Source organism: Bacteroides sp. 4_1_36 (genome assembly GCF_003466325.1).
GTDB lineage: Bacteria > Bacteroidota > Bacteroidia > Bacteroidales > Bacteroidaceae > Bacteroides > Bacteroides uniformis.
Map to the genome: position 1 here is coordinate 433,309 of NZ_QSOX01000001.1, position 22,822 is coordinate 456,130.

General features: G+C 52.4%; 35 protein-coding genes. 1 reads left to right on the forward strand and 34 read right to left on the reverse strand.

What is annotated here, in order from left to right:
- The 24 genes from DXD65_RS02010 to DXD65_RS02125 form a co-directional block, all read right to left on the reverse strand.
- Positions 1-1,902, reverse strand: a complete 1,902-nt coding sequence (locus tag DXD65_RS02010) for a hypothetical protein (RefSeq protein ID WP_101602804.1) — start codon at positions 1,900-1,902, stop codon at positions 1-3.
- Complete coding sequence (locus DXD65_RS02015; RefSeq protein ID WP_101602803.1) at positions 1,889-2,476, reverse strand: hypothetical protein; 588 nt, start codon at positions 2,474-2,476, stop codon at positions 1,889-1,891. The genes DXD65_RS02010 and DXD65_RS02015 overlap by 14 nt, the downstream gene beginning before the upstream one ends.
- Before the next feature lie 162 nt (positions 2,477-2,638).
- Positions 2,639-3,295, reverse strand: coding sequence for a hypothetical protein (locus DXD65_RS02020; RefSeq protein ID WP_101602802.1), 657 nt, complete (start codon positions 3,293-3,295; stop codon positions 2,639-2,641).
- Between the two features lie 87 nt (positions 3,296-3,382).
- The gene (locus DXD65_RS02025) at positions 3,383-3,973 is read right to left on the reverse strand and encodes a tyrosine-type recombinase/integrase (protein WP_101602801.1); all 591 of its coding nucleotides are present in this window, start codon (positions 3,971-3,973) and stop codon (positions 3,383-3,385) included.
- A gap of 2 nt (positions 3,974-3,975) precedes the next feature.
- Complete coding sequence (locus DXD65_RS02030; RefSeq protein ID WP_101602800.1) at positions 3,976-4,875, reverse strand: DUF932 domain-containing protein; 900 nt, start codon at positions 4,873-4,875, stop codon at positions 3,976-3,978.
- Between the two features lie 67 nt (positions 4,876-4,942).
- On the reverse strand, positions 4,943-5,701 hold the full coding sequence (locus DXD65_RS02035) for a hypothetical protein (RefSeq protein ID WP_229093119.1): 759 nt from the start codon (positions 5,699-5,701) through the stop codon (positions 4,943-4,945).
- 15 nt (positions 5,702-5,716) lie between these two features.
- Positions 5,717-6,529 carry a hypothetical protein gene (locus DXD65_RS02040; protein WP_101602798.1) on the reverse strand — a complete coding sequence of 271 codons (813 nt, stop codon included), beginning with the start codon at positions 6,527-6,529 and terminating at the stop codon, positions 5,717-5,719.
- A gap of 21 nt (positions 6,530-6,550) precedes the next feature.
- Positions 6,551-6,766, reverse strand: coding sequence for a hypothetical protein (locus tag DXD65_RS02045; protein ID WP_101602797.1), 216 nt, complete (start codon positions 6,764-6,766; stop codon positions 6,551-6,553).
- A gap of 14 nt (positions 6,767-6,780) precedes the next feature.
- On the reverse strand, positions 6,781-7,317 hold the full coding sequence (locus tag DXD65_RS02050; protein ID WP_101602796.1) for a hypothetical protein: 537 nt from the start codon (positions 7,315-7,317) through the stop codon (positions 6,781-6,783).
- A gap of 3 nt (positions 7,318-7,320) precedes the next feature.
- Positions 7,321-8,325 carry a hypothetical protein gene (locus DXD65_RS02055; RefSeq protein ID WP_101602795.1) on the reverse strand — a complete coding sequence of 335 codons (1,005 nt, stop codon included), beginning with the start codon at positions 8,323-8,325 and terminating at the stop codon, positions 7,321-7,323.
- Positions 8,326-8,383: 58 nt separating this feature from the next.
- The gene (locus DXD65_RS02060) at positions 8,384-8,593 is read right to left on the reverse strand and encodes a hypothetical protein (RefSeq protein WP_057279715.1); all 210 of its coding nucleotides are present in this window, start codon (positions 8,591-8,593) and stop codon (positions 8,384-8,386) included.
- Positions 8,590-8,904, reverse strand: coding sequence for a hypothetical protein (locus tag DXD65_RS02065; RefSeq protein WP_101602794.1), 315 nt, complete (start codon positions 8,902-8,904; stop codon positions 8,590-8,592). Before DXD65_RS02065 ends, DXD65_RS02060 begins: the two co-directional genes overlap by 4 nt.
- 8 nt (positions 8,905-8,912) lie before the next feature.
- Complete coding sequence (locus DXD65_RS02070) at positions 8,913-9,134, reverse strand: hypothetical protein (RefSeq protein ID WP_057279717.1); 222 nt, start codon at positions 9,132-9,134, stop codon at positions 8,913-8,915.
- A gap of 11 nt (positions 9,135-9,145) precedes the next feature.
- Positions 9,146-9,409, reverse strand: coding sequence for a hypothetical protein (locus DXD65_RS02075; RefSeq protein ID WP_101602793.1), 264 nt, complete (start codon positions 9,407-9,409; stop codon positions 9,146-9,148).
- Positions 9,410-9,417: 8 nt separating this feature from the next.
- Positions 9,418-10,359 carry a hypothetical protein gene (locus DXD65_RS02080; RefSeq protein WP_229093120.1) on the reverse strand — a complete coding sequence of 314 codons (942 nt, stop codon included), beginning with the start codon at positions 10,357-10,359 and terminating at the stop codon, positions 9,418-9,420.
- Complete coding sequence (locus DXD65_RS02085) at positions 10,356-11,201, reverse strand: DUF4313 domain-containing protein (protein ID WP_101602792.1); 846 nt, start codon at positions 11,199-11,201, stop codon at positions 10,356-10,358. The genes DXD65_RS02080 and DXD65_RS02085 overlap by 4 nt, the downstream gene beginning before the upstream one ends.
- A gap of 48 nt (positions 11,202-11,249) precedes the next feature.
- Positions 11,250-12,158 (reverse strand): hypothetical protein, encoded by a 909-nt coding sequence (locus DXD65_RS02090; RefSeq protein ID WP_101604281.1) that lies wholly within the window; start codon positions 12,156-12,158, stop codon positions 11,250-11,252.
- 19 nt (positions 12,159-12,177) lie between these two features.
- On the reverse strand, positions 12,178-12,762 hold the full coding sequence (locus DXD65_RS02095; protein ID WP_048697822.1) for a hypothetical protein: 585 nt from the start codon (positions 12,760-12,762) through the stop codon (positions 12,178-12,180).
- Positions 12,749-13,267 carry a hypothetical protein gene (locus DXD65_RS02100; RefSeq protein WP_101602791.1) on the reverse strand — a complete coding sequence of 173 codons (519 nt, stop codon included), beginning with the start codon at positions 13,265-13,267 and terminating at the stop codon, positions 12,749-12,751. Before DXD65_RS02100 ends, DXD65_RS02095 begins: the two co-directional genes overlap by 14 nt.
- 1 nt (position 13,268) lies before the next feature.
- Positions 13,269-13,994, reverse strand: a complete 726-nt coding sequence (locus DXD65_RS02105) for a hypothetical protein (protein WP_101602790.1) — start codon at positions 13,992-13,994, stop codon at positions 13,269-13,271.
- 13 nt (positions 13,995-14,007) lie between these two features.
- The gene (locus DXD65_RS02110; protein WP_101602789.1) at positions 14,008-14,295 is read right to left on the reverse strand and encodes a hypothetical protein; all 288 of its coding nucleotides are present in this window, start codon (positions 14,293-14,295) and stop codon (positions 14,008-14,010) included.
- 12 nt (positions 14,296-14,307) lie between these two features.
- A complete protein-coding gene (locus DXD65_RS20955) occupies positions 14,308-14,478 on the reverse strand; it encodes a hypothetical protein (protein WP_153882929.1) in 171 nt (56 codons plus the stop codon).
- A gap of 371 nt (positions 14,479-14,849) precedes the next feature.
- Positions 14,850-15,938 (reverse strand): ubiquitin carboxyl-hydrolase, encoded by a 1,089-nt coding sequence (locus DXD65_RS02120; protein WP_101602787.1) that lies wholly within the window; start codon positions 15,936-15,938, stop codon positions 14,850-14,852.
- On the reverse strand, positions 15,935-16,414 hold the full coding sequence (locus DXD65_RS02125; protein WP_101602786.1) for a hypothetical protein: 480 nt from the start codon (positions 16,412-16,414) through the stop codon (positions 15,935-15,937). Before DXD65_RS02125 ends, DXD65_RS02120 begins: the two co-directional genes overlap by 4 nt.
- 257 nt (positions 16,415-16,671) lie before the next feature.
- Here DXD65_RS02125 and DXD65_RS21085 point away from each other — a divergent pair, with 257 nt between their 5' ends.
- A complete protein-coding gene (locus DXD65_RS21085; RefSeq protein ID WP_182424289.1) occupies positions 16,672-16,938 on the forward strand; it encodes a hypothetical protein in 267 nt (88 codons plus the stop codon).
- A gap of 345 nt (positions 16,939-17,283) precedes the next feature.
- Here DXD65_RS21085 and DXD65_RS02135 read toward each other — a convergent pair whose 3' ends face one another.
- From DXD65_RS02135 to DXD65_RS02180, 10 genes are all read right to left on the reverse strand, one after another.
- Positions 17,284-18,549: a reverse transcriptase domain-containing protein gene (locus DXD65_RS02135; protein ID WP_101602784.1), complete on the reverse strand. Its 1,266-nt coding sequence runs from the start codon at positions 18,547-18,549 to the stop codon at positions 17,284-17,286.
- Positions 18,550-18,566: 17 nt separating this feature from the next.
- On the reverse strand, positions 18,567-19,193 hold the full coding sequence (locus DXD65_RS02140) for a hypothetical protein (protein ID WP_101602783.1): 627 nt from the start codon (positions 19,191-19,193) through the stop codon (positions 18,567-18,569).
- 43 nt (positions 19,194-19,236) lie between these two features.
- Positions 19,237-19,893 (reverse strand): hypothetical protein, encoded by a 657-nt coding sequence (locus DXD65_RS02145; RefSeq protein WP_032534375.1) that lies wholly within the window; start codon positions 19,891-19,893, stop codon positions 19,237-19,239.
- 30 nt (positions 19,894-19,923) lie between these two features.
- A complete protein-coding gene (locus tag DXD65_RS02150; protein WP_057279729.1) occupies positions 19,924-20,169 on the reverse strand; it encodes a hypothetical protein in 246 nt (81 codons plus the stop codon).
- 12 nt (positions 20,170-20,181) lie between these two features.
- Positions 20,182-20,361 (reverse strand): hypothetical protein, encoded by a 180-nt coding sequence (locus DXD65_RS02155; RefSeq protein WP_032534373.1) that lies wholly within the window; start codon positions 20,359-20,361, stop codon positions 20,182-20,184.
- Between the two features lie 13 nt (positions 20,362-20,374).
- Entirely contained in the window at positions 20,375-20,593 is a 219-nt protein-coding gene (locus tag DXD65_RS02160) for a hypothetical protein (protein ID WP_230372782.1), read from the reverse strand.
- 105 nt (positions 20,594-20,698) lie between these two features.
- A complete protein-coding gene (locus tag DXD65_RS02165) occupies positions 20,699-21,178 on the reverse strand; it encodes a hypothetical protein (protein ID WP_117887319.1) in 480 nt (159 codons plus the stop codon).
- Positions 21,179-21,182: 4 nt separating this feature from the next.
- The gene (locus DXD65_RS02170) at positions 21,183-21,458 is read right to left on the reverse strand and encodes a DUF3846 domain-containing protein (protein WP_008143017.1); all 276 of its coding nucleotides are present in this window, start codon (positions 21,456-21,458) and stop codon (positions 21,183-21,185) included.
- A gap of 15 nt (positions 21,459-21,473) precedes the next feature.
- Positions 21,474-21,932: a hypothetical protein gene (locus tag DXD65_RS02175; protein ID WP_008143016.1), complete on the reverse strand. Its 459-nt coding sequence runs from the start codon at positions 21,930-21,932 to the stop codon at positions 21,474-21,476.
- Entirely contained in the window at positions 21,929-22,819 is an 891-nt protein-coding gene (locus DXD65_RS02180) for a hypothetical protein (protein ID WP_032577791.1), read from the reverse strand. Before DXD65_RS02180 ends, DXD65_RS02175 begins: the two co-directional genes overlap by 4 nt.
- Positions 22,820-22,822 lie beyond the last annotated feature (3 nt).

Sequence of the window (22,822 nt, forward strand, 5' to 3'; positions counted from 1 at the left end):
TCAGATGATGTTTATTTGTTTCAGTTCACGTTTGTAGTTTCTCAATGACGGCTTGTGCCCTTTCTCCCTTACGATCTGGCGCATCTGTGCAAAGGTATACGCCTTCTCCATGTCCAGATCGTAGTCCGTGGCGAATGCCGTCATGCCGACATAGCAGAATCCGAATTTTTGGTGCAGCATGTCGGCCGTATAAGGAGTCATGTCTTCCGCCAGGGTTACGGGGACGGCCATTCCCCGGATCTTGAACTTCAGCCCCTCGATAAGGGTCCCGCAGTTGTCGCTGTGGTAGGTCAGGCTCCCGCGCCGGGCGCAGTAACCGACGGTCTCGCCCATGAAGGTGTTGCGGAAGATTTCCGTACGGTTCAGGTCCTTCAATTTCTCGACACCGTAATAACAGATTGCCTGTACGGCTTTCAGCGACTTGTCCACTCGGGGCTTGACGAAACGCGGGTCATTCTCCGCCACGTTCTTTTCCAGCCACGTGCGGTGGAAGGTTCCGACAGGCACGTCGAACACCTTCTCCGGCGTGCAGTATTTTGAATCCGACCGGGTCATCATCAGGTGTGCCGAGGACGGCTCGTATCGTTCTTTCAGGTAAAAAGCCAGACAGGTATTGCCGATTTTGCAGTAAGTATAGTCGTCACGGCTGTTTTTCAGCGACAGCATCGTGGTTTCCCTGCCGTAAAACTTCTCGGGCAGTCCGGTCTGTCGGCAGAACTCCGTGAGGAAATGTCCGGGGATGGCATGTGCATAACTGCGCTCCCGGTAGCACTCTTTCGCCATTTGCGGGGTGATGAACCGTTTGGCAAAGTCACAGATATGGTAATGACCGTAATCATACGCCGCCTGTGTGTTCGCGGAGGTCTGGAACTTTTTGGGCATCTGGCGGAACCAGCGGAAACACGTCCCGTGCTCCATGCAGTAGTCGACAAATTCCCGCGTCCATACATTTTCAGGAAATTCGGGACAGTTGCCGTTTCTTCGGACGAACGCCTTGCATACTTCCGTCGTGAGCAGGGATTGTTCAGTTTCCCCATCGATATAGCAGTTTGTCTCCCGTTTGCTGTTATCGATGGCGATGACCAGTCTTTCCGGTGTCTTGAACCGCTTCGGCAGCTCCCCGAACATGTAAGGGTGTTTCTCCATCAGCCGGTCCGCCAGCATGTCATCCAGATATGCCGACAACGGCTTGAAAAACTGGGGGTCTGTGATGAAGTTTTTCCCTTCGGTCGAGCAGACAGCCGCATGGAGAATCCCATAGGAATAGAACCGGGCGGGAACAAGCGAGAGGTCATGTTCCGCCATCTTGCGGTAATACGCCGCGTTTTTGAAGCGCGGCGGCACAACGGCGTCGGTAACCGTGCTTAATATTTTCATCTCGTCGAGCATCCCGTAATAGAACCCTTGAGTCTTTACCCCAACGGGGACATATCCGAGGATAAGACCCGTTTTCATGACGGCGTCTGTCCTGCTGTCCGTGTAATACGGATCGTAAATATAGCTGCGCAAGGCCGAGTATGCCAGCTGTGCGTCCCAGAGGCGTTCAGGTATGAAAGCGAGAATGTCAAAATCACCGCGTCCGTTTCGTATGACCGCTTCCGCCATCCCACGGGTAACCATTGCCTCGGGAACGGCGGTGATGTTCTTCGGTTTTTTGCGCGTGGCATAGTCACAGACTGCCCCCGAACGGCACGCCTCCGGGATATTGCGCAGCTCGAAGCTGTGCCAGTTGTCCGTACTGCCCGCGATGATGCGTTCAATACGTTCGGGTGTGAGGAAGCGTCCCGGAATATGGCTCAGCACCTCTATTTCCTTGCTCTCGACGGCTGCCTCCACGATCTCTTCCGTGAACAGGCAGTCCGGCAGCCATTCTATGGCCGATACGATGTTATTGTGTAGCATACAGTTTCTTTTTAAGTTTGGATGATCGTACGATTCTCACAAGACGGCTACCGCGGTAGACATAGAGTATCCGGGATTCCCGTTCGGCAAGCTCCTGAAGCTCCTGCCAATGCGGCGTTTCGATCTTCTCGAGTCTGGCACGGTTATTTACATAAACAGTTATCGGCTTCATGCTGTCATGGGAGGGCGTGTCTTCAACGGAAAGCTGCAGTTCACGTCGTTCGCCCTTGTCTATGATATACCATTTACCACTATCGAACAGGAGGCACGTGTTCTCCATGCGGCTGAAAATGTCCGTGTTGTCCGCGATGCGTGATACGGATTGCTGCCGGGTCTCCCGTCCGTCACGGATCTTTGAAAAGCAATGGACAACGTCACCGGCCCCTGTCCATTTCCCATAGGGTGACGGTCCCAGTTTATGTATGTCGCCCAGCGAAAGCAGGGCGTCCACCCGGCAGTCGTTAGGATAGAACACCCGGAGTTTCCTCACAAGGTCTTTCGAAAGCGTCTCATGGAGCGCCTTGATGTGCCGGACTCTGCCGTCCGGCAACAGTTTCCCGATTTGTATGCTCATTGTCTTGTTTTTTATTAAAGTATAATCTGGCTGCTTTCTTTCTACCTGCAGCTTTGGCTGGAAATTGATATCTGCCGGATTACTTGCATGCGGTCGCCTGAAAAGGGTTGTTTGACCGGCATGACGATGGCCGGAGAGTGCATGGCAAACGGTTCCTTCCCGTCATTTCTTTGCTTTGTCTGGCAGGATTTCCCTGTCGGTTGCCGTACGGCAGAGCATCAGTTTTCCTGAACCGGTATGCTTGTACCCTTCCACGAGCTTCCCTTCGGCCAGCATCTTTTCGTAGATCTCACGGATATAGCGCCACGCCGGGGAGGTGCTTGAATAGACGGAACTCTCACGGAACGTCTTGACCCGGAGTTTTTCGACAAGTATCTCCTGCACCTGCTCACGGCTCTTGTACAAGTTCCGGCGTCTGGTACGGAAGGCTTCGCTGAATATCCCCTCAATGCCCATGGCATGGACTTCGCGGTAATACGCCAGTTCTTCCTCTTCCGTCAGGTCGAGGACTTCCCCGTAGGTGTCGGTACGCAGGTATTGGAATGTCGTACCTTGCGTCAGAATCTTCTCGATGCGTCCGATAAGTTCTTTCCTTACGGGACCGGAGAGTTCTTGCGGGTGGCAGTAGAGCCGTGTCTTATCCAGCACGACATCCGGACAACCGCCGTATTTGCGCTCCTCGATTGTGAAGCCGTTTTGCGAGAACAGGCTTCTGATTTCGGCGAAAAATGTCTCTGTCTTTTCCTCTGACATACCACGTCCCCATTCGTAACCGGATTCGATGCGGAAGTAGGTGTCTGTATATATCGGTTTATCCATTTTTACAGTGTTGTTTTTTAGATGTTGTCATATTAAGCATAGCCCGGAAACCAACCATCCGGTTTCCGGGCGTCCTTGAAATTGTTGTCAGATATGTATGGAATTGAATACCTTGTCGATGTCCTCCTGCGCCAGCCCGATGTAGCGTCGTGTGGTCTCCAGATTGGAATGGCGGAATATCTGGTTGAGCAGGATCAGGGCTTCCGCCGAACGCCCCATCATCTCGTAGACATAGCGCCCGAAGGTCTTGCGGAAGGTATGTGTGGAAAAAGCGCGTATGGGAATCCGGTATCTGACCCGGAACACCTTAAGCAACCGGTTGATGTATTCCAGAGAGTACGGATTGCCGGTTTGCGGGTTCATGAAAATCAGGTTTTCCACATCGGGGCTGCCCTGCAGCCCGTACAGATGCCGCGTCTTTTCCTGTACATATCGGCTGAACTTCACCATGCGGCTCTTGCGGGTTTTCTTCTCCGTCTTTACCAGCTGGTTGCGGCCGAGCACGTCTTTCCATCGGAGTGTACGTACGTCCGAAGCCCGGAATGCCGTACAGAATGACAGCCAGCAGTAGGTCGCCCACAGGTATTCACCGTCTTTTTCCAATGCATCGAGCAATTTTCGGAACATATCCATGGGAAGGTAGTCCGCTGTTGTCAGTTGTCCTCTGATGCGGGTCATGGTCAGGCTTCAGGCAGGTTTTCCGAGAGCATCAGCTCGGCCAATGCCCCGTTCTGGGGAATCATGGCTGGGATGTCCGTGCGACCGGGTTTGTAGATTTCGGTTGCCACGTTATAGATGTCCCACGCTGTAAGTGTTTTCTTCTCCTCGGCAAGTTTGAGCAGATCCTCGGTAAAAATTGAAATTTGGGACTGGTTGAGCGGGTAGGTTTCCACCTTGGACGAGAGGCGTTTGTCGGAACTGTCATGTGATACGCGCAAGGCGGTCAGCAGGCCGATGTAGGCGTACATTTCCACGGGGGTAATCACTTTCGCTTTCAGACGGCGGATACGTTCCCGGTCCTCATTCATCTGCACTTCGAAGTTAGACAACCATTCATCCACGCGCTCGAAAAGCTGTTCGGTGGAGGCCTTTTCTTTCCCATAGTTCGAAACGCTGCGTTCGGGAGAGAGGATGCACTGGTTGTGGCACACTTTAACGCAGGGGCCTATTGCAGCCTGTATGCCGTCCTGATGGAACGCAACGACCAGCGTGGTGGTCAACTCGTCCGTTTCCCATTCTTTGATGCGGATGGTCGTGTAGACACGGCGCAGAATATGTGCCTCGACAGCCGATGTTCCGAACTTCTGTTCCACCTGGGGCAGGACGACCACGCCGGGCTGGGCCTTGTTCTTGTTCTGGGCGGCGAAGATTTCCTCCACCTCGTAGTTCAGGTTGTGTTTCTGGCAGAGACCCGCCATGCGCTCTATCACCTCGTAATGGTAAATTCCCTTGAGCGGGTTGCCGTAGATGTCATTCTCCTTGTGTGTGCGTCGGAGCGTGTCGAGTGTCATCACCTCGACGTTGTTGTTCTGAAAATCGAACTGCACGGGGGCAGCCGTTGTTGCTAATGCTGTTGCCATAATGATTGGTGTTAAAAAGTTATACAATAAGAAAGGCGGTGGAGCGTCGTCCACCGCCTTCCGGAATTTATTCTGTCGCGTCGGGAAGATAGCGCCGGCATATCATGTCCGTGACGCTCGGATAGTAGGAGTTCCCGTAGGTGCCGTACGGGCCGTAACGGGCCAGGAAGCGGAAGTAAAAGTCCGCCGGACGGTTGTAGCTGGTGTGTATCCGGGTCTTCCTCAGCCGGTAGGCGTAGTCCATGGACGGCACCACCGTGACTTTCCGCCCGTTGAAATAGAAGTTGCCCTCCCTGTCCGAGGAGAACAGCACCTCCTGTCTTGCCGGACGGTCGTCGGCGACCACCCGGAAGAATTCGCCGAGGGAACGGCAGTTCTGGTATTCTATCGGGATCGCATCGCCCTCTCTCAGTTTCCGGTCCAGCTTGTCAAGCAGGCTGTTGATGGCCGGCGTGTACAGGTTCTCGGACTGGAAGCAGCACGTTTCCTGCCAGTGCTTCTCGAAAAGGGAGCTGATTTCAAGGATCAGCGAGAGGGTCTCACGCGCTGTCTGCGGTCTGTCGGCCAGATAATGGATGTATTCCGTCGCCAGCGTGGAGAGCGACAGGTATTCCTCCGGTGTGGGGGCGACCTTCTGGTGCAGGTTGCAGTGCCGTCCGACCAGTCCGTCGATGTCGGTCTCCTGCAATGCGTCGTCCGTCCATGCGAGGGTCCCTTCCGAACGGCAGGCGGGACATTTGTCCGCGCCGTGCGGAAGGAGCATCACTTTGCCGCAATCGGAACAGGTGACAAAATCACCACTGATTGCATATACGTCTACTGTCATTGTTTTCTCCATCCCTTAATCCTCCACGTAAGGCCATTCAAGGTGGCAGCCGTTGCATACAGCCACGCCCTCGTCACTAAGAATGTCAATATCGGTGCCCCCGCATTCGGGGCATACCGGTGCCATTTTCTTGTCCATTCGTCGACCTGCCGCTTCTTCCGTCAGAAGTATCGGCACCCAGTATGCCGATGTGCCGAAATCCCGTATCCCGTTTTCATCCTGTATGGGGTCACAGCCCTTCGTCCCCATGTATTTCTGGGAGTCCGGCCAGCATACGGCCCGGTAACACTTGTCCCGCTCGGGAGATTTGCCGGTATGGCGGACATAGTCTTCCTCGGACACGTAAAGCGCCCCGTTGTCCCCGCTTTCCCATGCCGGGTAACCGGTTCCTTCTTCCTCGAAAGGGGCACTGTCCCCGGGAAATTCCACGAGCACATACAGTTTGTCATCCCATGCCTGAAAACACTTGTCGCAGTGGAACCGGCTTTCGTGAATATCATAACGGATATTTTCCGAATTGCATTTCGGACAGATAATGTCTTTTGTTTTTACTTTCGGGAAACCCAGGATTTCTCCGGCGATAATTTCCATGCTGAGCCAGAACAACTGTTCATAGTAATCGTTCGCCATCTTTTTCGCCAGGTTCTGCATGTCGTCATCGCTGATCTTTTTCACATCGAAACCTTTCCCTTCCAGGTCATCGCGATGGACGGACGTGATGGGGAAATACCCGGCGTTCAGCTTCCGGATAAATTGTTTTTCCTCTTCTGTCGGTTCGGGTAAGTTGTTGAAATATTCCCTGAGCCGTTGATAAAGTTCTCTTACCATAATATTATTTTTGTGTTTAATCTAATACCCACCTGCCGAGGACCAGTAGTTCCGGTCCATGGTTTTCTCAAGTTCGAGGTCGGAATGTTCTTTCCAGAGGTCGAAGTCGTCAAGCAGCTCCGTTCCATCCTCCAGAGAAAGCACCGTATCCTTATTGTCCGACAGATAGTCTTGTATGTCATATCCGGACGGATAACGGTTTTCCCGGATGATTTCTTCTGCAGTTTCCTTGTCCATTCGGTTACCATTTTTCAGTCCGCCGACATTGCGGCCGGATTCATTTGTTTTGCCTTTTTCCTGTAAAACCCGTCGATGGCAAGGAAGTAGTCCCCCGCATCCCAATCAGTGCCCGCATGTTCAGTCTCGAATTCCTCCGCCCACCGGACGATCTCGGCATTGACGGCACGGGAATCCATATCTTCCCATAGGTTGTCCGCTCCGGCATTGTAGGCAAGGTCCACGACTGCCTCCTGCAACTTGTTGTAGCCGTTACACTCCCTGCCGTTGGAACGCAGCCATAAGTCCACATCGATGGCATCCTCTTCCGTCGTCCCGTTATGCAGGCACAGGCACTGCCCGTTGCCGTCATGGCATACGAGGACCGGATGTTTGGTGTCGGGACATATCCGTACCAGCAGTTCATTGGGGGCAAGTGTTTCGGTCTCACGCCCATTGAGCATTGTAGGAAGCGCCTGGTTGACCAGACTTAGGAGTTCCAATTCCTCCTTTGTTCCGGAAGGCTTGGAAACCAACAGGTTCTGTATGCGTTTAAGAAGATTGTAAACCATGAGTCAATAATTGTTATGTTCTTTCCAGATTTTACGTTTCTCGTCGTAGTTCTTGTTGCCCCACCATATATTGCAGGCTTTTACAAATGCCTGACGCTTGTTCTGACGGTAGCCTGTAATCTTCTCCATCTGATTTGAATCCAGCGAATCCCACCATTCCTGCATACGTCCCTTAAATTCTTTAAGCGTGGTAAAGGGCAGATGATCCTCGCATTCGTCACACCAGTTGTCATCACGGTCAATGCCCGTAGTGCCAATGAATATGCGGGTATTCGGGTCCACCCATGCCTGTGTCTGGATATTGTCTGAACCGCACTCGTCGCATACGGTAATCTCGTCGTCATCAGTATCATCAGGGATAAACCCGTATTCTTCCAGCCAGTGGGTGATATTGAGCAGTCCTTCGGTCTGTACGTTTTCGGCAGGCTCATCAAAATCCTCGCCGGCCTCACCGTTGAGCGTGCAGAGCAGTTTGCCGTTCCCGTTGATGAAAAGTTCATAAACTGTCGCACCTTCGTAACCGCCGTATCCGTAAAAAACGGGATTATGGACCACCACTATCGGGGAGGTTTCATACTCCGGTGATTCCGACTCCCGGTAATGCACGCCACGGTTACGGTAAAACGTGCCGATAATATTGTTCTCTTTTTCCACGGCACGGCGAATTTTCCCCAAAAGTGATTCTCTAATGGAGATGACACTGAGTTGCATATAATCCTTACGGATACGCCTGTACACTTCCAGCTCGAAGTTGTCTTGGACGGAATCGAAAGGGGATACGCCGGCGTTTTCTTGGATATATTTGTCCTCGTCGAAGTTATAGTGCCGGCAGACAATGTTCCTGATGCGGCGAAATTCCTCCCCGGCAAATTCGTGGATGCCATCCTCGCTTAGCGAAGTCGGGAAATAACAACCGGGCATGTGCGCTGTCATTTCGCGGTAAAGCGCGTCATCATCTTCCGGAAAAATTCTGTCTGTTTCCGGTACTGTGGGATTTTCTTGTTTCATGTTGATTGTTTTTATCTGTAGTTGAACAATTTCCGGTTTGCCGCCCGTTGCGTGGCGGTCACCATATTCTTATGTCATAGTCCTTGAAACAGTCCTCCAGCTCTTTGAGGCCTTCCAGGCTGTGCAGCCCTTCCTGGGAGCTTATCTCTATGTCCACGGACATGCCGTAATCCTCCTTTACTTTCACTTCCGAGTCGGGGAATACCTCCCTGACAGCTTCCGCTATGCGGGTGTTTTCTGTTCCGTTCTTAACGATGTTGAGTATCATATGTCTTTCTTTTTCTTATGCAGTACGGTATCGCTTCGATTCTGCGGATGTTGCTTTTGACTTCTTGTTTCATAAATTCCCAGGCTCTCGTTTTTCCGTTTCCGGTACCTTTCCCTGATACTGTCGATATTGTCGATGAAAGACCGGTAGTCTTCCATTTTACCGCAGTACATGCTGAACGGGCGTTCTCCGTAAAAGACCGCTCCCGTACAAAGCGTGAATCCCAAAGGTTTCAACAGGGATCCAATCCTTTTGTATTCCTCGTTGGATTTTCTTATCCGCTCCAACAGTTCGGGCCTTATTTTATTCATTGCAGTATTTATTTGTCTGATTCTGTCTTGTTTTTACTGCGCCGGTAAACCGGGCATCGTGTCCGGTATTTGCATTCGCCCCGGGCCGCGTCGGTATGCGCCCGGTGCCATTCATCCCAGCTTTTCACTCCATTGTCCGTAAGGAATGTGATCAGTTGCATGCAGCAGAAACCGCTTTCCTCACGGTTCCGGTCGTGAAGGTTGGCCAGTCCGTTGTCCTTGAATCTCATTTGGAGGATTATTACAAGGAAATCATTTCCACGATGGCACGGATCGTGTCATCCTCGAAATATCCCAGCGGGATTACCGCACACGGAGTACAGTCTTTTGAAAGCATGATATCTGGAATATACACGTTCTTTTCCGTATCAAAGATGACGGGCTTGCCCGCATCATCGGTCAGGTCCCATTTACCACCGTTGTGTTTCAGCTGCCCCATGATATAGCCGAGCATCTCGGATGCTTCGGCATTTTCTTCTGGTTTAATAGTTTTACTTGTTTCCATATCAATATTTATTGTTTTTTCGCTTTTAGCATTTGTTTTCTCATGGCAAGCAGTATTGCCTCGATGCCTCGGACACTCACCTCGTTCTCTTTCAGTTTGTAATAGTAGGTGTTCGCCCCGTTGTAGTCTTCCCTTGCCTTGCGCAACCTGCATTCCTTGGCGTCACGGACTTGTTCATAGGACAAGTCGTAACCGATGAACTCGTCCATGAAGTAGGACATGGCAGAGTGGCCCTTCCTGTAGCGGGTCTCCACCACGGTGCTGCCGATGTCCTCGCACCGTTTGCCGAGCGTCCGGAGCACGTCGCTAATATGCCGGTCATGGAACTCGTAACCGAAAAAATGGGTGTGTCCGTAATATATTCCCTGTACTTTCCTCGCATAATATTCGTACCACCGGGCGTCGCATTCGGTATGTTTCTGGGTGACCCGGCAGATGGCGTACTTCTCACCGATCCATGTAAAATGTGCCAAAGTCTCGCTTGCCACCGTTTCATGCCGACAATATTGCCAGTTGGCCTCTTCAGTCCCGTTGAGCGGGCGGAACGATTGCTTGAGAATCCATTCCTTGAAACCGTTCCGTGTCACTCCCGGATAGTTGCCGGCAATCTTCCTCCACTCTTCGGTGTAGGTATCTTCCAATGTCGCAAAACTTTTCGCGTAACGTCTGCGGTTATTGCTGTCCCGCGTGATTTCCCGCCAGCTTTGGTCGCACACTGTTATAGCGATGTCGTTATTGATTGCGTAATCGCGTTCGCAACAGCCGGATGGGGCGTCACATAGCCAGTACCAGCAATTCTCACCGTAAGTATCGCGGCAGACGTAGCGTTTTGGTTTGCCTTCGGGTGTCTGTAGTTGCCAGACTTCCATACACTCCCCGTGTCTGATATGGTTCAAGCGTACCCTGATGCCTTTATTTTCCTGCTTTACTTCCATGGTAGTCGGTATCATTCTTCCACAAGGCTTTTTTCGTAATCGGGAAAAGTGTCCGGCGCGAGCAGCGCGAGCCGTTCCCTGTCGAACAGGTAGGCGTGCATCGTGACGAATCCGTTCTGGATATCGGGTATGACATGGGAGCGGCAGGCGATGCCGTTCCGGGTGAGAAACTCGCCCATTCCCTCGTTCTCGCTGTACTCCTTGACGAAGGCATAATACGGAGGAAGGGGGCGCATGTTTACCGTCACGTCGGTGAAGGATCCCCATGATGTCACGTTGTCATTCTCCGGTGAGAGAAGTCCCACGTAAAGGTTTCCGGGAGAATCGTAGGAAAATACTTCCAGCCGTACCGGAATGCCGTCAGGGTATGTCCTGTTTACATACCGCAGTTGCCCGGCGGGAGGGGTTTCCCATCCGGGAAGATCGAAACGGCAGCTGCCTTCCATGATTTGCTCGCCGTCAACCCTGACCGTGCTCCCGTCATTATGTGCGAGTACGAACGTGGGACAGTCGCCGATGCGGCAGTTTTTCTCCTTCAGTGTCAGGGGATTGTCCATGTCCTTCCCGTGAAGACAGGTACAGTGGATGGTGCTCCCGGGTTCCAACAGGCATAGCTCGTCAAGAAGCTGGAAGGGAGACCGGATTACCCTGGCGGCGCTTTTTTTATTCTCCTTTTCGAGAAGGCGGTAGATCTCTTCAAGGTCATATTCGTTGTCTATCGGTTGCCCGTACTCCGTATCCACGATGACCACACCGGTATTGGCCAGGTGGCATTCCGCTATTGTCTTGTCATAATCGCTCCATTCAGGATTGATTTCTGTTACCGTATTGAATTCAAGTCCGTATGATGTTCTCATTATATATGTTTTTTATATTGTAGTTATACTTTTGAATTGTATTTTTAGTTATTGTGACTGTTTTTCCTGTTCTGTGTTCTGTGGGATACCGTTCCCATTCTTTTCCAGCCAATGATAATAGGCGAGCGCCTCATCATAGTCTTCCCGTGCCTTTCGTAACCTGCATTCCTTGGCGTCACGGACTTGTTCATGGGACAGGTCGTAACCGATGATCTCGTCCATGAAATAGGAAACCGTGCGCCCGTAGTAGTGGTCCGTGCGGGTTTCCACCACAGTACGGAAGATGTCGTCACACCGCCTGCCGAGTGTTCCGATTACGTCGCTGACATGTCGGTCATGGAACTCGTATCCGAAAAAACGGACGTAACTTTCGTGTTCCTGCCGGTTTGTCTTGCCCGCGTAATACTCGTACCACCGTGCATCGCATTTGGTGTGCCGCCGGGTGACCTTGAAGATGGCGTACTCTTCACTGATCCATGTAAAACGCGAGAGAATCTCGCTTGCCTCTTCCTCACAGTAGCAATCCCGCCAGTTCAGCTCCTCGGTCTGGCTGAGCGGAAGGAATGACTGTTTGGTAATCCACTGCCCGAAACCTTTGCGTGTGACATGCGGAAGCCCTTTCACGACCTTGTCCCATGCCTCGTTGCATGCCTCGTCCAATGAAGGGAAACTTTCGGGAAAGCGTTCCCTGTCCATTCCGTCACGCAGTACCTCGTTCCATTTCTTGTCACATATGACAAGGATGAGGTCCGTCCTTACGTGGCAGTCCCTCTCGCAATATCCGTAGGGGGCATCGCAGAGCGTGTACCACTCCTTCGGACCATAACCGTCATCACGTCCCAGATAGCGCCCGGGCTTGCCTTCCTCCGTCTGTACTTCCCAGACTTCCGTGCAGTTCCCGCGATCTATATGATGCAGGCGTACCTTAATCTCCTTATAATCTTGTTTTTCTTCCATGTCAATCATTTTTTCTATTTTATGCTGCCGCCTTGTCCAGTCCGTCGATGATATGCCTGCATTCGGCTTCCATCTCTTTCAGACTGTCCGTTCCGTAGAATCCCCAACAGCTGTCCAGTTCGTTGGAGTCGTCATCCTCCGGTGTTATGCAATATCCGAAGACCTCTCCGGTGTAGTAGTCGTCAAGGGTTTTGATTTCACCTTGCAGGTATTCCTCGATCCGCTTCCTGCGTTCCACGGTGATGTTCTTCCACCCGTATTCCCGGCGCACCTTGTCCAACGGTACCGCGATGATGCCGAAAAATCCGGAATCCCACGGGCAGCTGAACGGCGAGGTGGATACCGTAGTGCCGCTATGCTCGTAGAGATAGACCGGCAAGGCGATATACTCCTTCAGGAACGATCCCCGGAAATTTCCGATGCGCCCGTCAAAAACCTTGTCGATATCAAAGTGCTCATCGAACTCCTTCTCCGGGCGGTAGCGACGGTGTGCCGTGTAGAGCGTACCGAGGTTGTCGAACATTTTTCGCGGGCTTCCGGCATCGTCATCATAGTAGATGTTGATGTGGTATCCGTTATATTTGATTTGATTATACAGGTTCATCCGCTTGGCTTTTAAGTTCCACTCTTTGTCCATTTACTTTTGCAACCAGTGTGTCCACACTCTCCACGGGGGCGCAGACATTGTTCATGCCGTTGATATCACCGAGCGTACCCGGAGCGAATCGGCGTGTGACTTCCCCGGTGTCATAACTGAGGACACCGCCGTCAAACGTGAAAGTCAGGCCGACGGTCCCGCCGTTTTGTGCTTCCCCGTAAACAGAACATGCTGCCCTCAGCCCATGGGTGTACAGGTTTTCGGCACTCCATGCCACCTCCGGGGTGAGGCGTGCCACTTCCCGCATGAGGGGAGCCACGATTTCCTTCGTCCACCACGGCCTTTCGATACGTTTCTGCTGTTCTGACAGCCTGATGATCCGCTTTTCATGCCAGGCAATTTTCCGGCGGGTCGCATCAATCCTTCCTTGCAGTTCATCCCGTTGCTGCCTGTACCTGTCTATCTTGTGCAGATAGTCCGCAATACATTTTCTTACTATGTCCGTTTCCATTTCAAGTTCTGTTACAGAGTTGTACAAATTGTTCCGTAATCTCATCCCGCTCGAACTCGTCGCAGTTCAGGTCGAAAAATATGCCTGAAGCCGCAAGCATGTCACGGGCTTCCCCGTAGGTGATGTCATTCCTGTACCGGTATCTCTCCACCATGTCCTGATGTTCGGCTTCCGCCCGGTCATGCAGTCTCTTTTTATACTGCCTGTACCATGTGGGGAACTGTTCCCTGAAAACCATATGTTCCAGCTGCAAGTCCCGGTATCTGCCCGGTGCCAGCAGGATGTGCCTGTCAATATAGGACTTCGCCTCGGCTATGATTCCCTCCCTGGTGAAGGGACGGTGGGAACGTGCCGTGAAATCTACCCATCCTTTGTGCAGGGGATGCTCGATTTCAATCCGCACGCCCTGCCGCCTGACGTGTACCACGATATAGGCGGTCCGGTGGGGGAACATATCGTCCTTAAGACTCACTTCCCGGCAGGTCAGCGGGTCAATATGGATGTAATGATCCTGCCTTGCGCCCCCGAGGAACCTTTCAAGCTGCCGCATTGACTGGCAGTAGATGAATGTTCCCACGCGGCACTGGCCGCGGCGAATATCGCCGTAATAGTACTTTCTTGCCTTTGCCCCGGTGATGCGGGACTCGTCCGATACTTCGAAATAGCTCCGATAGGTGTCATCCGTACGACAGAAGTCGTATATTTCCTGAAAGGTTCTTGCTCTCATACTGGTGTCTTTTTTAGTGTTCCCGTTTTTTGTCCGGAGGAAATTCCCCCGTCTTGTAAAATATCTCTCCGAGACGGTCCGCCTGTTCCGCCAGGCCTCTCTTCCAGACAGCCGACACGGCCTCGCGTGCGGCCTTCTCGTACATGCCCAGCAGCACCGCCTCGGGCAGGCGTTTCGTCCGCCACACCTCCTGTGCGGTGGCGAGCATCTCCACCCTGCAGCCCAGATGGCTGGCCGTGAGGATAATGACGGCATTACCGATGAAGTTCGGTACGCGTTCTTCCTGTTGTTCTCCTTTCATTGTTCCGTACCTTTAATCCGTTTCGAACTCGTCTTCATAGACCTCGATTTCCTTCCCGCTCTCACAGATGCGTACCAGCCAGGTGTATTGGAGCCGTTCCAGCAGCTCTATGCGGCGATAGCCCTTGTAGGGCACTTTCAATGTTGCAATGTCTCCCGGTTGCATGTCAGGCGGATATTTCAAATTGGACCAGGAAATGGAACTCGCTTATCAGGCTGCGGATGTACGGTACTGATTTCGGATCCTCCCCGTAAGGATAGAAGATGGTCCGGCAGCGCGTCAGGCATCGGATACCCTGTTTTCGTAACCGGTACAGCAGGTAAGCCCTGCGTCGTAGTTGTTTCTTGCTCATCGTATAAAGGATTATGTCGTTTTGATTAGAATAGTGGTGTGGTCGTCAAACGGGGGCATCTCTTTACGTTTTCGATGTAATGCCTCCATTGAAAGAAGCTCATCTTGTGTTAACAGGGATGAGCATCATTTCAATGGAGGGAGTACTGATTTATTCTGACCCGCCACACCGTGCCGCCTACCGGGCGGATGGAGATGACGGCCTACTTCTTACGCCATGCCGCCATCTTCTTCTTGATGTTGATATTGTTGTCCGCCAGCATTTTTTTCAGGACTGCCAGCAACCGCCATCCTTCTCCGTTTTTATACTCTTCCGCTTTTGCTGACAGGAACGCCAGTGACTGGTACTTGTCCAGCCTGCGCCCCGAATCGTCAATGGCTGTGCAGCCGTGGAAACGGATCAGGTTCTGCATGGTAAAGAACGCCCCGGCGCCCTTATAGGCGTCCATCCATGCCTTGCTTTGAGGAGTATCCCATGGCAGCCGGATACGGCGGTCATTGAACTGTCTGACCGCGTTGTAAAGCTGTGCGGCGTCCAGCGCGTGCCTGATGTGGGTTATCGCGATGGAAAGCGGGTAGTACAGTTTGGATTGCAGGTCCTCCACGAAAATATTACGGCCGTATACACGCTTGTAGGGAACTCCCTTGCATTTTCTTGTTTCCAGGTTACCCACGTGTTTTTTCAGCGCGCTGACATAGTCGCTCGCGATGGCCAGAACCACATCACGGTTGAACCAGCGGTTTCTCTCTACAAAACCTGTGATGTCCTTGTGTTCCATCTTCATCTGGGCGTGTAGCTCGTTCAGGAGCATTTTCCACTGGTAATCATAGCCTTTCCTGTGGATCATCTCGGTCACCCCTGCCGGCTCTTTCCGGCAGTGATGCGTATATGACATCATGTGGAACATCTGCGCCATGACCCACCGGCGGAAGAGGCGGTTGTTGGGAACGGTACCCTGTGCCATGATGCAGCCGAATATCGGGTCGTTGTCATCCAGGATGGTAAGTTTCCCGTCCTTGTTGGAGGCGACGTACTCGCCACCCCCGGCTCCCTGCATGGCGAACAGGCAGCTCACGTCCACACCGGCGCCTCGGAGCGCCTCGATACGCTCGCGCGCCCCTTTGGGAAGTCCGGCAGGGGGATTATGACCGGCCACCGCCGGATAGACCGTGCCCAAACCCGAATTCTTGCCGATAACGATGCCCGTGGCGGTAAATTCCTTGTCCGCGATGGCGAATTCCGTGCCGCATCCGGGGCACAGGATTTTTGTTTCTTGTTTCTTTCTGCTCATTGTGAATTTGTTAATAGTTGATTACTTCCGGGCTCCACCCATTCTCTGAGTATCACCAGGTCCTTGTCTTTTTCGCTTTGCCAGAACCATTTGCCCATCGTTTCGGGATTCCATGTGAACCCGCCCATAATCCGGCAGAGGATATAGAATTCCAGCTCGAATTGAGCGGTGTCCCGGTGTTGCCCATACAGCATGTCCCCGTCCTCGAGGTCACTTTCGGGCAATGCCATGAAATACCGGCGGGACTTGCTCTGGCTGCGCTCCGATGGTATCGAATGTTTATAGCGGCGGTACAGATCCTCCACATCCGTGAAAAAATCCCCGCAGCCGTACTTCGGCAACCACGGAGCGCCATCATGCCTGCCGTTCCGTATCATGTGTCTCCCGTTTACTTTTAAACTTCTGGACTGGAAATCAATCCGGAAATTTGCGCCGTTCTCTATGGCGGTGACGGTTTCTCGGTAAATATCTTCCATTTTCTCACCTGTTTACAATTAATGGCACTCAAACCCCTGGCGCGTATCTTTATAGTCCTGATAAATACAGTAGGACTTCGGTCCTGAACCAGGTAGTAGCCTGGCTCAGGACCAAGCTTGAATACTGTATCTTGAATTTGGGTCTCTCGTGCATATGCGGTCGCGCTACCTTCTGTTCAGGGGGCTCATCCGGACGGCACATCCCTTTAAAAACCTGATACGGGCCGCGAGTACGGCTGGACCCTGTGTCATCTGTCGTGTTAGCAGGAGATGACAAAGGTTCCAGCCGTGTAAATCGCGGCTCTGTTGAAATCCCGGCCTTGCCCCCTTTGTCCTGTGCTGTTCTTTTTGCGGTTCCCGGAATGCCGGCACGTTCCTTTACAGGTCCGATGTCTGCTGTGGCGGAAGCCGGAATGGCGCCGTCGTATGACGCTAGGGATACGACGGCGCGATACGGGCTTATCGGAGACAGCGGGCTGAATCCATTCCCCCGAACCGCACGTTCCCGTGCTGGAAAAGACTGAAAGTTCTCATAATACCGGCACATGGCTTTATGCTTCCGATGTATCCCGCGTATGGGTCTTCTGCGGAGTCCGAAGGCGACGGTCAGCCGCCTTCAGACTCGGAAAGAAGACGTCGGTACGCGGGATGCCCAAACCTATTCCTTGAACTTTCCCGGTGTGCTCCGGTAACGGGTGCGGGACAGACGGCACATGACTCTAATTTCCCGATACATTACAGGCGCAGCCAGAATCAAGGTGGGATTAACCGGCTGTTAGACCGGTTAATTCCTATATGGATTCTGGTTATAAGCCTGTAACGTTGAATAACCTGCCCGTTCACCCGTTCTGCCGTGTGCCCGGCATGCCCTATAACGATGCTACCAGCGTATTGTACACCGCCCGGCTCGTCAATAAGGCGCCGCGCATGCATCCTATGGTCAGGTAGCCCGGAATGATTCCCGGGGTCTTGCCCCGGTTCGCCTTCACGTTGCGCCCTTTGCCCCGGACAATGCAGCCGTCCTGCCCGGTACTGACATATCCCAGACCGCCTACCTTCCGCTTGCCCGTACTTACGGCCCGCAGGCAGTCCATCACGAACTTGTTCAGTTCGTCAAGGTCTCTGCGGACATTGCATACCGGAAGCACCTGGGTCGCCCAGCTGAACTCCCCGTTGCCCTTATACAGGTAGCGGTTGACTGCATTGACCGCTTTTGCCGGGGTAGTGCGGGGATTGCGGATCGTGCGGCGTTCAATCTCTTTCTGAAAAGTCTTGATACGGCTTGCCGAAGGGGAGATCATGTCCCCCTTGATGCTGAACCCGAGAAACTTGAACCAGCGGTCGGACATCAGGTATTCCACCTTCTTCGGGTTGAGCTTCATGCTTTTCTCGCCGAGCCTTTGTTCCAGCACTTGCATTGCTTTCCCGTAGTCTTTCCCGATGAACAGCATGTCGTCCGAGTATCGGATGTAGTAGCCTGTCATTCCTGAGAGTTCCCCGTCGAGATCATGGAGCAGCACGTCGGCCAGCCAGCTTGCCACGGGACAGCCCTGTTTGAGGGACTGGTACTTGGCTTGAAGGCGGTTGTCTTCATCGAAGTAAAGATCGTTGTGGTAGTACTTCCTGAGCACGTCAATTAAGGAGGAGCGTCCGTGTCTGGCCTCGACCTTGTCGAACGCCTCGTCAATGTACCGTATCGGCACACTATCGAAATATTTGCTCAGGTCCGACTTCCAGCCCAGAATGCCGCCGCCTCTCGTTTCCGCTATCCGGCGGCTGGCCTCGGTGACTACGCTGCCACAGCCGATACCGCTTTGGTAGGACTTACACGAGGGGTGTACCATTTCCGGCATGAGTTCAAAGAGCAGGTCGTTGGCAATGCCCAGCACTACCCGGTCGACGGGCTCGTTGATGTATACCGTACGGAACTCGCCGTTCTCCTTCGGTATCTGTGCGGTATGCGGGGGAGCGATTTCGTACTTCCCCTGTATCATGGCATCGGCCATGGCCATACGGGTATGCTCGTCGGTCAGCCGGATAAGCTGGTCTTTCCGGATGTCTTTCAGCACGCCTTTCTCAATGGCCTTTTTCCACCGGCCGATGTCGAAGAACATCTGTAATATCTTGTCTGACATGGTTCGTATATTTTTTATTATTTTTCCTGACAATACCGTTCAAAGTGTTGGAGGTTATAACTTTCTGTCTGCAGGTTCTCCCAGCAGTCCCGGATAAACTCCTCCCGTACCTCAACTTTTGCCTGCGGGAATTCTTCCTCCAGCATTCTTCGGGCAAATTCTTTCCAGTTCCCGTTTTCTGCCAGTTCCTTGCGGATTTCAGGCAACAGCCGTTCGTATTCTTCTACCGTTCCGCACAAGGACAGCAGGTCGTCATTTGAGAGGTACTCTTCCGCGTCGTGGATTTTTCCGGCCTCGTCGGTAGGGATGAGAATTTTTCCTTCCGCAGTCAGCTCTACCGATACGGCACTGCTGCAGGCTGCAAAACCGTACTTGTCGTATATGGTCACCGAACAGGGATAGAATCCCTTCCCGTCCAGCAGGTCACCGGCCGGATCACCCGTCGGAAGGATGAAGCGGACTTTCCGCCCGTATTTTTGCCCAAGGTATTCCTTGAGCAGGCGCATAAGTTTTTCACGGGTAGCGGCCATATATTCTTTGCCGGCATCTTTTTCCTTGACAAGTCTCGGCAGGATGTCGTCCGGCATGGGAATGCCGGTATCCGATATGCCGTTTTCTTGCGTTTTACTCGGTTCTTTTTTCATTTTCAATTGTCTTTATCTGTGTATATCGTATCATTTCCCTGTCTCATCCCCTTTCTACAAATGCGGTGAGGCCTTCTTGCGGGAGGAGGAACTCCTTTTCCTGTTCACAGTAATAATAAATACCTTCATCGATCCTTTCTGCGGCTTTTGAAACGGGTGCGCCGCTCCTGCGTCCGATGAGCTTCCTCTGCAATGCGGTGACCGATACGGTTGTTTCCATTTCCTGTTCCGTCCCCCGGAACAGTGTCAGCTTCCTTATGGGGTACTCCTTTCCCTGCCACTCAATGACGTCGAGCAGGCTTCCCTCTTCGGGATATACCCTGCAGAATGCAGCGTGCACGCTTGCCGACACCTTGCCACAAAGCAGGCATATCTGTTCTCCCAGGCCCAGACAGCTGTTTCTGATCATCGCTTCGAGCAGGTCCGTGCCTGCCCCATTGTCCGCTGCCTGTGTGAGAGCCTCCCAGTATCCCCTGCCGAAGTGGCTTATGAAGGGCACGAGCTGCGAGGCCCTGACCGTCTTTTCCGACCCGCATCCCGATTGCAGCGCCTCTATTCCGGCGGATACCAGCTGTACCCTTGTGTCGCCCTGCACGGGAGGATATACGGGGCAGCACACCTGCATGGTTTCCATCAGGTCTTCACTTTCGTTGTACCAGCGTACCTGTTCCCCGAATCTTATGAAATCATATCTGTCCATTTTTCTTTGTCTTCATTGTTCTGTTGTTGTTTACAATTCTTCCGGTTCTCCATCGTTGATACTTCGGTAGAAACGGTCTCCGTCCGCCCATTTCTTGGCGGCGATAGCCAGCCCGAACGCTTCCTCTATGGAAAGTCCGTCGGCGGGAAGGGCATCAAGGAGTTCTCCCATGCATACATCGTTCCCGCCATACTCTTCCTGCACCTTCCCGAGTGTCATTCTGCCTTTGTCCGTCTTTTTACGGCACAAAAGCATCTGTTGTATCCAATTTATCATGCGGTTCTTTTATTAAAGGAAATTTTTGGCATAACTGCGGGCTTCATTGAAAGTGTTGAAACCGATTCCACTCACGCAAGAGATTGCCCAGTATCTCAATTTCCTGCTTTCGGCACGGGCAAGATAGATTTGCCCGATACAAATCCCGTCTTTGAGGATGCCATGCCACTTGTCTTTTTTAATCCGTATCATGTTCCGGCATTCATTAGTCCATTTTCCAAAATCCGTAATCGGAGCCGTTACCGGGGTGGGCGCCGAAATAGTAATCCTCCGGGGAGCAGCTGTCAAGCGTGTCGAACAGCGATTCCAGCAATCCGGCCGCGTCATCGCTGTTCCACCATTCAGCATCCTTGTCTTCCATGGCATGGGCGGGGACGGCATCCATCACCTGCACGTACTCCGGTGTGTCACGGATAACATCCATGAACACCGGGATCAGGTCTTGCGTACGCATCGTGCTATGGGAAATGCTCTCGCCGGGGATGGCATGGATCCGGTTCTGTGTCCTCTCGTCTATGAACATGTCCTTTTAGATGAATGGAAGTCTGGTATCCTGTAACATGGGGGCCAGCATCCGGCACATTTCGTAAGAAGCCTCGTTGCGCCCGTCGATACAGCGCGGGTCACGCTCCGCCATGGCGAGAATACCGGCTTTTACAGTTCTGAAGAATGTCTGTTCCAGTGTCTTGTGGAAATAAGGAAGCGCCTGGGCGAAACGTTCGGACTTGAATCCCAAATCGTTCATGGCGTATTCCAGCTGTTTGGCCGCCTTGTACTCGCGGCTGTTCTCCAGGCTTTCCGGAATATCACCGAACTGTGCGGTCCGGAGCTGGCGTTCCAGTTCGATGACGGCCACCGAAAGCAACAGCTTGATGGCTTCCGGGTTGCCGATACCGTGTTTCTGCCCGTCAGCGGTATGGAACTCGATCAGGTTTACACTGTTATTCTCTTGTAATTCTTTGTAGCATGCGAGGGTCTTGCTGAGCGCTTTTGCTTTCTCTTTATCCATAATTTTATCTGATTTGATTGTTATTGCACACAAGTACGTCCCCAACGATGAAGTCTTTCGACGCCGGGTGATGAGCACGGAATATCCTGCTCGCTTCAAGATTGAGGGACAGAGGGATAAGTTTGCCTTCCTCGTTGACGACCATTGTCGTGCTCCCGTCCAGTTCCACCAGTTCGATGTAGCCGCCGACAATCGCCTGCATCTCCTCCAGCGTGAAGTCTGAGCCATTGGCTGGCTGCACGGGTTGGCGTGTTCCGTCCGTTTTGATGATTTCTGTCATAGTTGCTTTGAAATTTTAAGATTCATGACTCGCCAGTATATCCAAAATCTGTTGCAAAGGGAATTTTTCAGTATAGAATCGCTCGTCGGTATGTTTGCCGTACGCCCGGTATCTGGCTTCCCCGTTTGCAAATACCGCCAAGATATGGCTGACCAGCACATTGTCCGGCGGAACCAACCTTTCCAGTTCCGTTTCGGTCAGTTCCACGAAGCACCAGTTATTGTCTTCCGGCAAGTCCTCGCTGCCCAGTATCCCGTCCTCGTCCGGCTGGTAAAAACCAACCGATATGTCATAAAAGTTCAAAGACTGGAAACTGATGTCATCCTTGAATGGCTTGACGGCTTCCAGCCTGCCGGACTGTGTCTGTCTCCACTCTTTTGACAGGTACACGATTGCAAAGTCGCAGCAATCCCATGCACTGTCAGTTCCTGCCTTGAGCAGGAGGTATGGGGTAGGTTCATTTGAGATTTTCATCGTATTTCCCTCCTTTTATGCCACGCGTGATACCGTTTCACGGTGCGTAGCTGGTTAATGATATGGCCAAAAAGCTCGCGTGAATAGATGCGGTAATGGAACACAGCCGAATACTCGCATACATTGCCGTGAAAGTCCACGTGGGAGCGGTCATCCGCAAAGTCGAACAAGTCGCCCTGGATTTCCAGCGTGTATTTGTTCTTCCGTAGCCAGTCAAAAAACTCGAAGATGTCCTTCTTTTGGGAGTAGAAAGTGCAGTATTCGTAGCGGTTTCCGCGCAGGTTCCTCAGCAATGCCGCCATCTCGTTCCGTTCCCGGCGGTCGCCAAATTCGGATCCCGTCCGAGTGGCGAGGTTCTTCAGGAAATATATTTTACCTCCATACTCGAAATAGTACGGTATGTAGGTGACCGTCTTTTTGTACCAATTGACATATTTGACAAAGGAAGCCTTCTTGACGATGGCGGGATGCAGGTTTACTTTCTCCATGTGTTCCCGAATCTGGCGGTAGATTTCCGCATTGGAAAGACGTATGGGACGTTCCGCCCGGAAATACCTGCCGTCCGACTCGAAACAGAGCGCGTACAGGTTTCGGTAATACGGTTCCCCGACAAAGAACCAGTCGCTCTGCATGCGGGCCGGAGGCAGGCATTCCAGCAGTTCGTAATAACGTTCCTCCGTAATTTCATGGAAGGGCTTGCAAAGTGCCCGGGTATAACGCTTCACAAGCAGTGTCATGCGTACCGGTGATACAGCGACCAGGTACGGGTTCTTCTCCCTTTCGCGCAGTGCTTCCAGCGTCTCGCCGCCGTAGTCGCTGTGCATGTCATCGGACATCGACGTGAGGCATGTCCCGTCGAAATAACGTGAATCTATGATGTATTTCATGAT

Bases quoted from the DNA above. Each gene is read 5' to 3' on its own strand.
- DXD65_RS02085 (WP_101602792.1), bottom strand. From the start codon at position 11,201: ATGAGAACATCATACGGACTTGAATTCAATACGGTAACAGAAATCAAT.
- DXD65_RS02120 (WP_101602787.1), bottom strand. From the start codon at position 15,938: ATGAGCAGAAAGAAACAAGAAACAAAAATCCTGTGCCCCGGATGCGGC.
- DXD65_RS02165 (WP_117887319.1), bottom strand. From the start codon at position 21,178: ATGGATAAAGAGAAAGCAAAAGCGCTCAGCAAGACCCTCGCATGCTAC.
- DXD65_RS02035 (WP_229093119.1), bottom strand. From the start codon at position 5,701: ATGACAGTAGACGTATATGCAATCAGTGGTGATTTTGTCACCTGTTCC.
- DXD65_RS02025 (WP_101602801.1), bottom strand. From the start codon at position 3,973: ATGACCCGCATCAGAGGACAACTGACAACAGCGGACTACCTTCCCATG.
- DXD65_RS02105 (WP_101602790.1), bottom strand. From the start codon at position 13,994: ATGAGAGCAAGAACCTTTCAGGAAATATACGACTTCTGTCGTACGGAT.
- DXD65_RS02145 (WP_032534375.1), bottom strand. From the start codon at position 19,893: ATGGACAGATATGATTTCATAAGATTCGGGGAACAGGTACGCTGGTAC.
- DXD65_RS02150 (WP_057279729.1), bottom strand. From the start codon at position 20,169: ATGATAAATTGGATACAACAGATGCTTTTGTGCCGTAAAAAGACGGAC.
- DXD65_RS02135 (WP_101602784.1), bottom strand. From the start codon at position 18,549: ATGTCAGACAAGATATTACAGATGTTCTTCGACATCGGCCGGTGGAAA.
- DXD65_RS02095 (WP_048697822.1), bottom strand. From the start codon at position 12,762: ATGAACCTGTATAATCAAATCAAATATAACGGATACCACATCAACATC.
- DXD65_RS02175 (WP_008143016.1), bottom strand. From the start codon at position 21,932: ATGAAAATCTCAAATGAACCTACCCCATACCTCCTGCTCAAGGCAGGA.
- DXD65_RS02065 (WP_101602794.1), bottom strand. From the start codon at position 8,904: ATGAATAAAATAAGGCCCGAACTGTTGGAGCGGATAAGAAAATCCAAC.
- DXD65_RS02100 (WP_101602791.1), bottom strand. From the start codon at position 13,267: ATGGAAACGGACATAGTAAGAAAATGTATTGCGGACTATCTGCACAAG.
- DXD65_RS02125 (WP_101602786.1), bottom strand. From the start codon at position 16,414: ATGGAAGATATTTACCGAGAAACCGTCACCGCCATAGAGAACGGCGCA.
- DXD65_RS02040 (WP_101602798.1), bottom strand. From the start codon at position 6,529: ATGGTAAGAGAACTTTATCAACGGCTCAGGGAATATTTCAACAACTTA.
- DXD65_RS02155 (WP_032534373.1), bottom strand. From the start codon at position 20,361: ATGATACGGATTAAAAAAGACAAGTGGCATGGCATCCTCAAAGACGGG.
- DXD65_RS02070 (WP_057279717.1), bottom strand. From the start codon at position 9,134: ATGAGATTCAAGGACAACGGACTGGCCAACCTTCACGACCGGAACCGT.
- DXD65_RS02140 (WP_101602783.1), bottom strand. From the start codon at position 19,193: ATGAAAAAAGAACCGAGTAAAACGCAAGAAAACGGCATATCGGATACC.
- DXD65_RS02055 (WP_101602795.1), bottom strand. From the start codon at position 8,325: ATGAAACAAGAAAATCCCACAGTACCGGAAACAGACAGAATTTTTCCG.
- DXD65_RS02045 (WP_101602797.1), bottom strand. From the start codon at position 6,766: ATGGACAAGGAAACTGCAGAAGAAATCATCCGGGAAAACCGTTATCCG.
- DXD65_RS02090 (WP_101604281.1), bottom strand. From the start codon at position 12,158: ATGGAAGAAAAACAAGATTATAAGGAGATTAAGGTACGCCTGCATCAT.
- DXD65_RS02010 (WP_101602804.1), bottom strand. From the start codon at position 1,902: ATGCTACACAATAACATCGTATCGGCCATAGAATGGCTGCCGGACTGC.
- DXD65_RS02060 (WP_057279715.1), bottom strand. From the start codon at position 8,593: ATGATACTCAACATCGTTAAGAACGGAACAGAAAACACCCGCATAGCG.
- DXD65_RS02080 (WP_229093120.1), bottom strand. From the start codon at position 10,359: ATGATACCGACTACCATGGAAGTAAAGCAGGAAAATAAAGGCATCAGG.
- DXD65_RS02015 (WP_101602803.1), bottom strand. From the start codon at position 2,476: ATGAGCATACAAATCGGGAAACTGTTGCCGGACGGCAGAGTCCGGCAC.
- DXD65_RS02110 (WP_101602789.1), bottom strand. From the start codon at position 14,295: ATGAAAGGAGAACAACAGGAAGAACGCGTACCGAACTTCATCGGTAAT.
- DXD65_RS02160 (WP_230372782.1), bottom strand. From the start codon at position 20,593: ATGGATGTTATCCGTGACACACCGGAGTACGTGCAGGTGATGGATGCC.
- DXD65_RS02180 (WP_032577791.1), bottom strand. From the start codon at position 22,819: ATGAAATACATCATAGATTCACGTTATTTCGACGGGACATGCCTCACG.
- DXD65_RS02075 (WP_101602793.1), bottom strand. From the start codon at position 9,409: ATGGAAACAAGTAAAACTATTAAACCAGAAGAAAATGCCGAAGCATCC.
- DXD65_RS02170 (WP_008143017.1), bottom strand. From the start codon at position 21,458: ATGACAGAAATCATCAAAACGGACGGAACACGCCAACCCGTGCAGCCA.
- DXD65_RS02030 (WP_101602800.1), bottom strand. From the start codon at position 4,875: ATGGCAACAGCATTAGCAACAACGGCTGCCCCCGTGCAGTTCGATTTT.
- DXD65_RS02050 (WP_101602796.1), bottom strand. From the start codon at position 7,317: ATGGTTTACAATCTTCTTAAACGCATACAGAACCTGTTGGTTTCCAAG.
- DXD65_RS02020 (WP_101602802.1), bottom strand. From the start codon at position 3,295: ATGGATAAACCGATATATACAGACACCTACTTCCGCATCGAATCCGGT.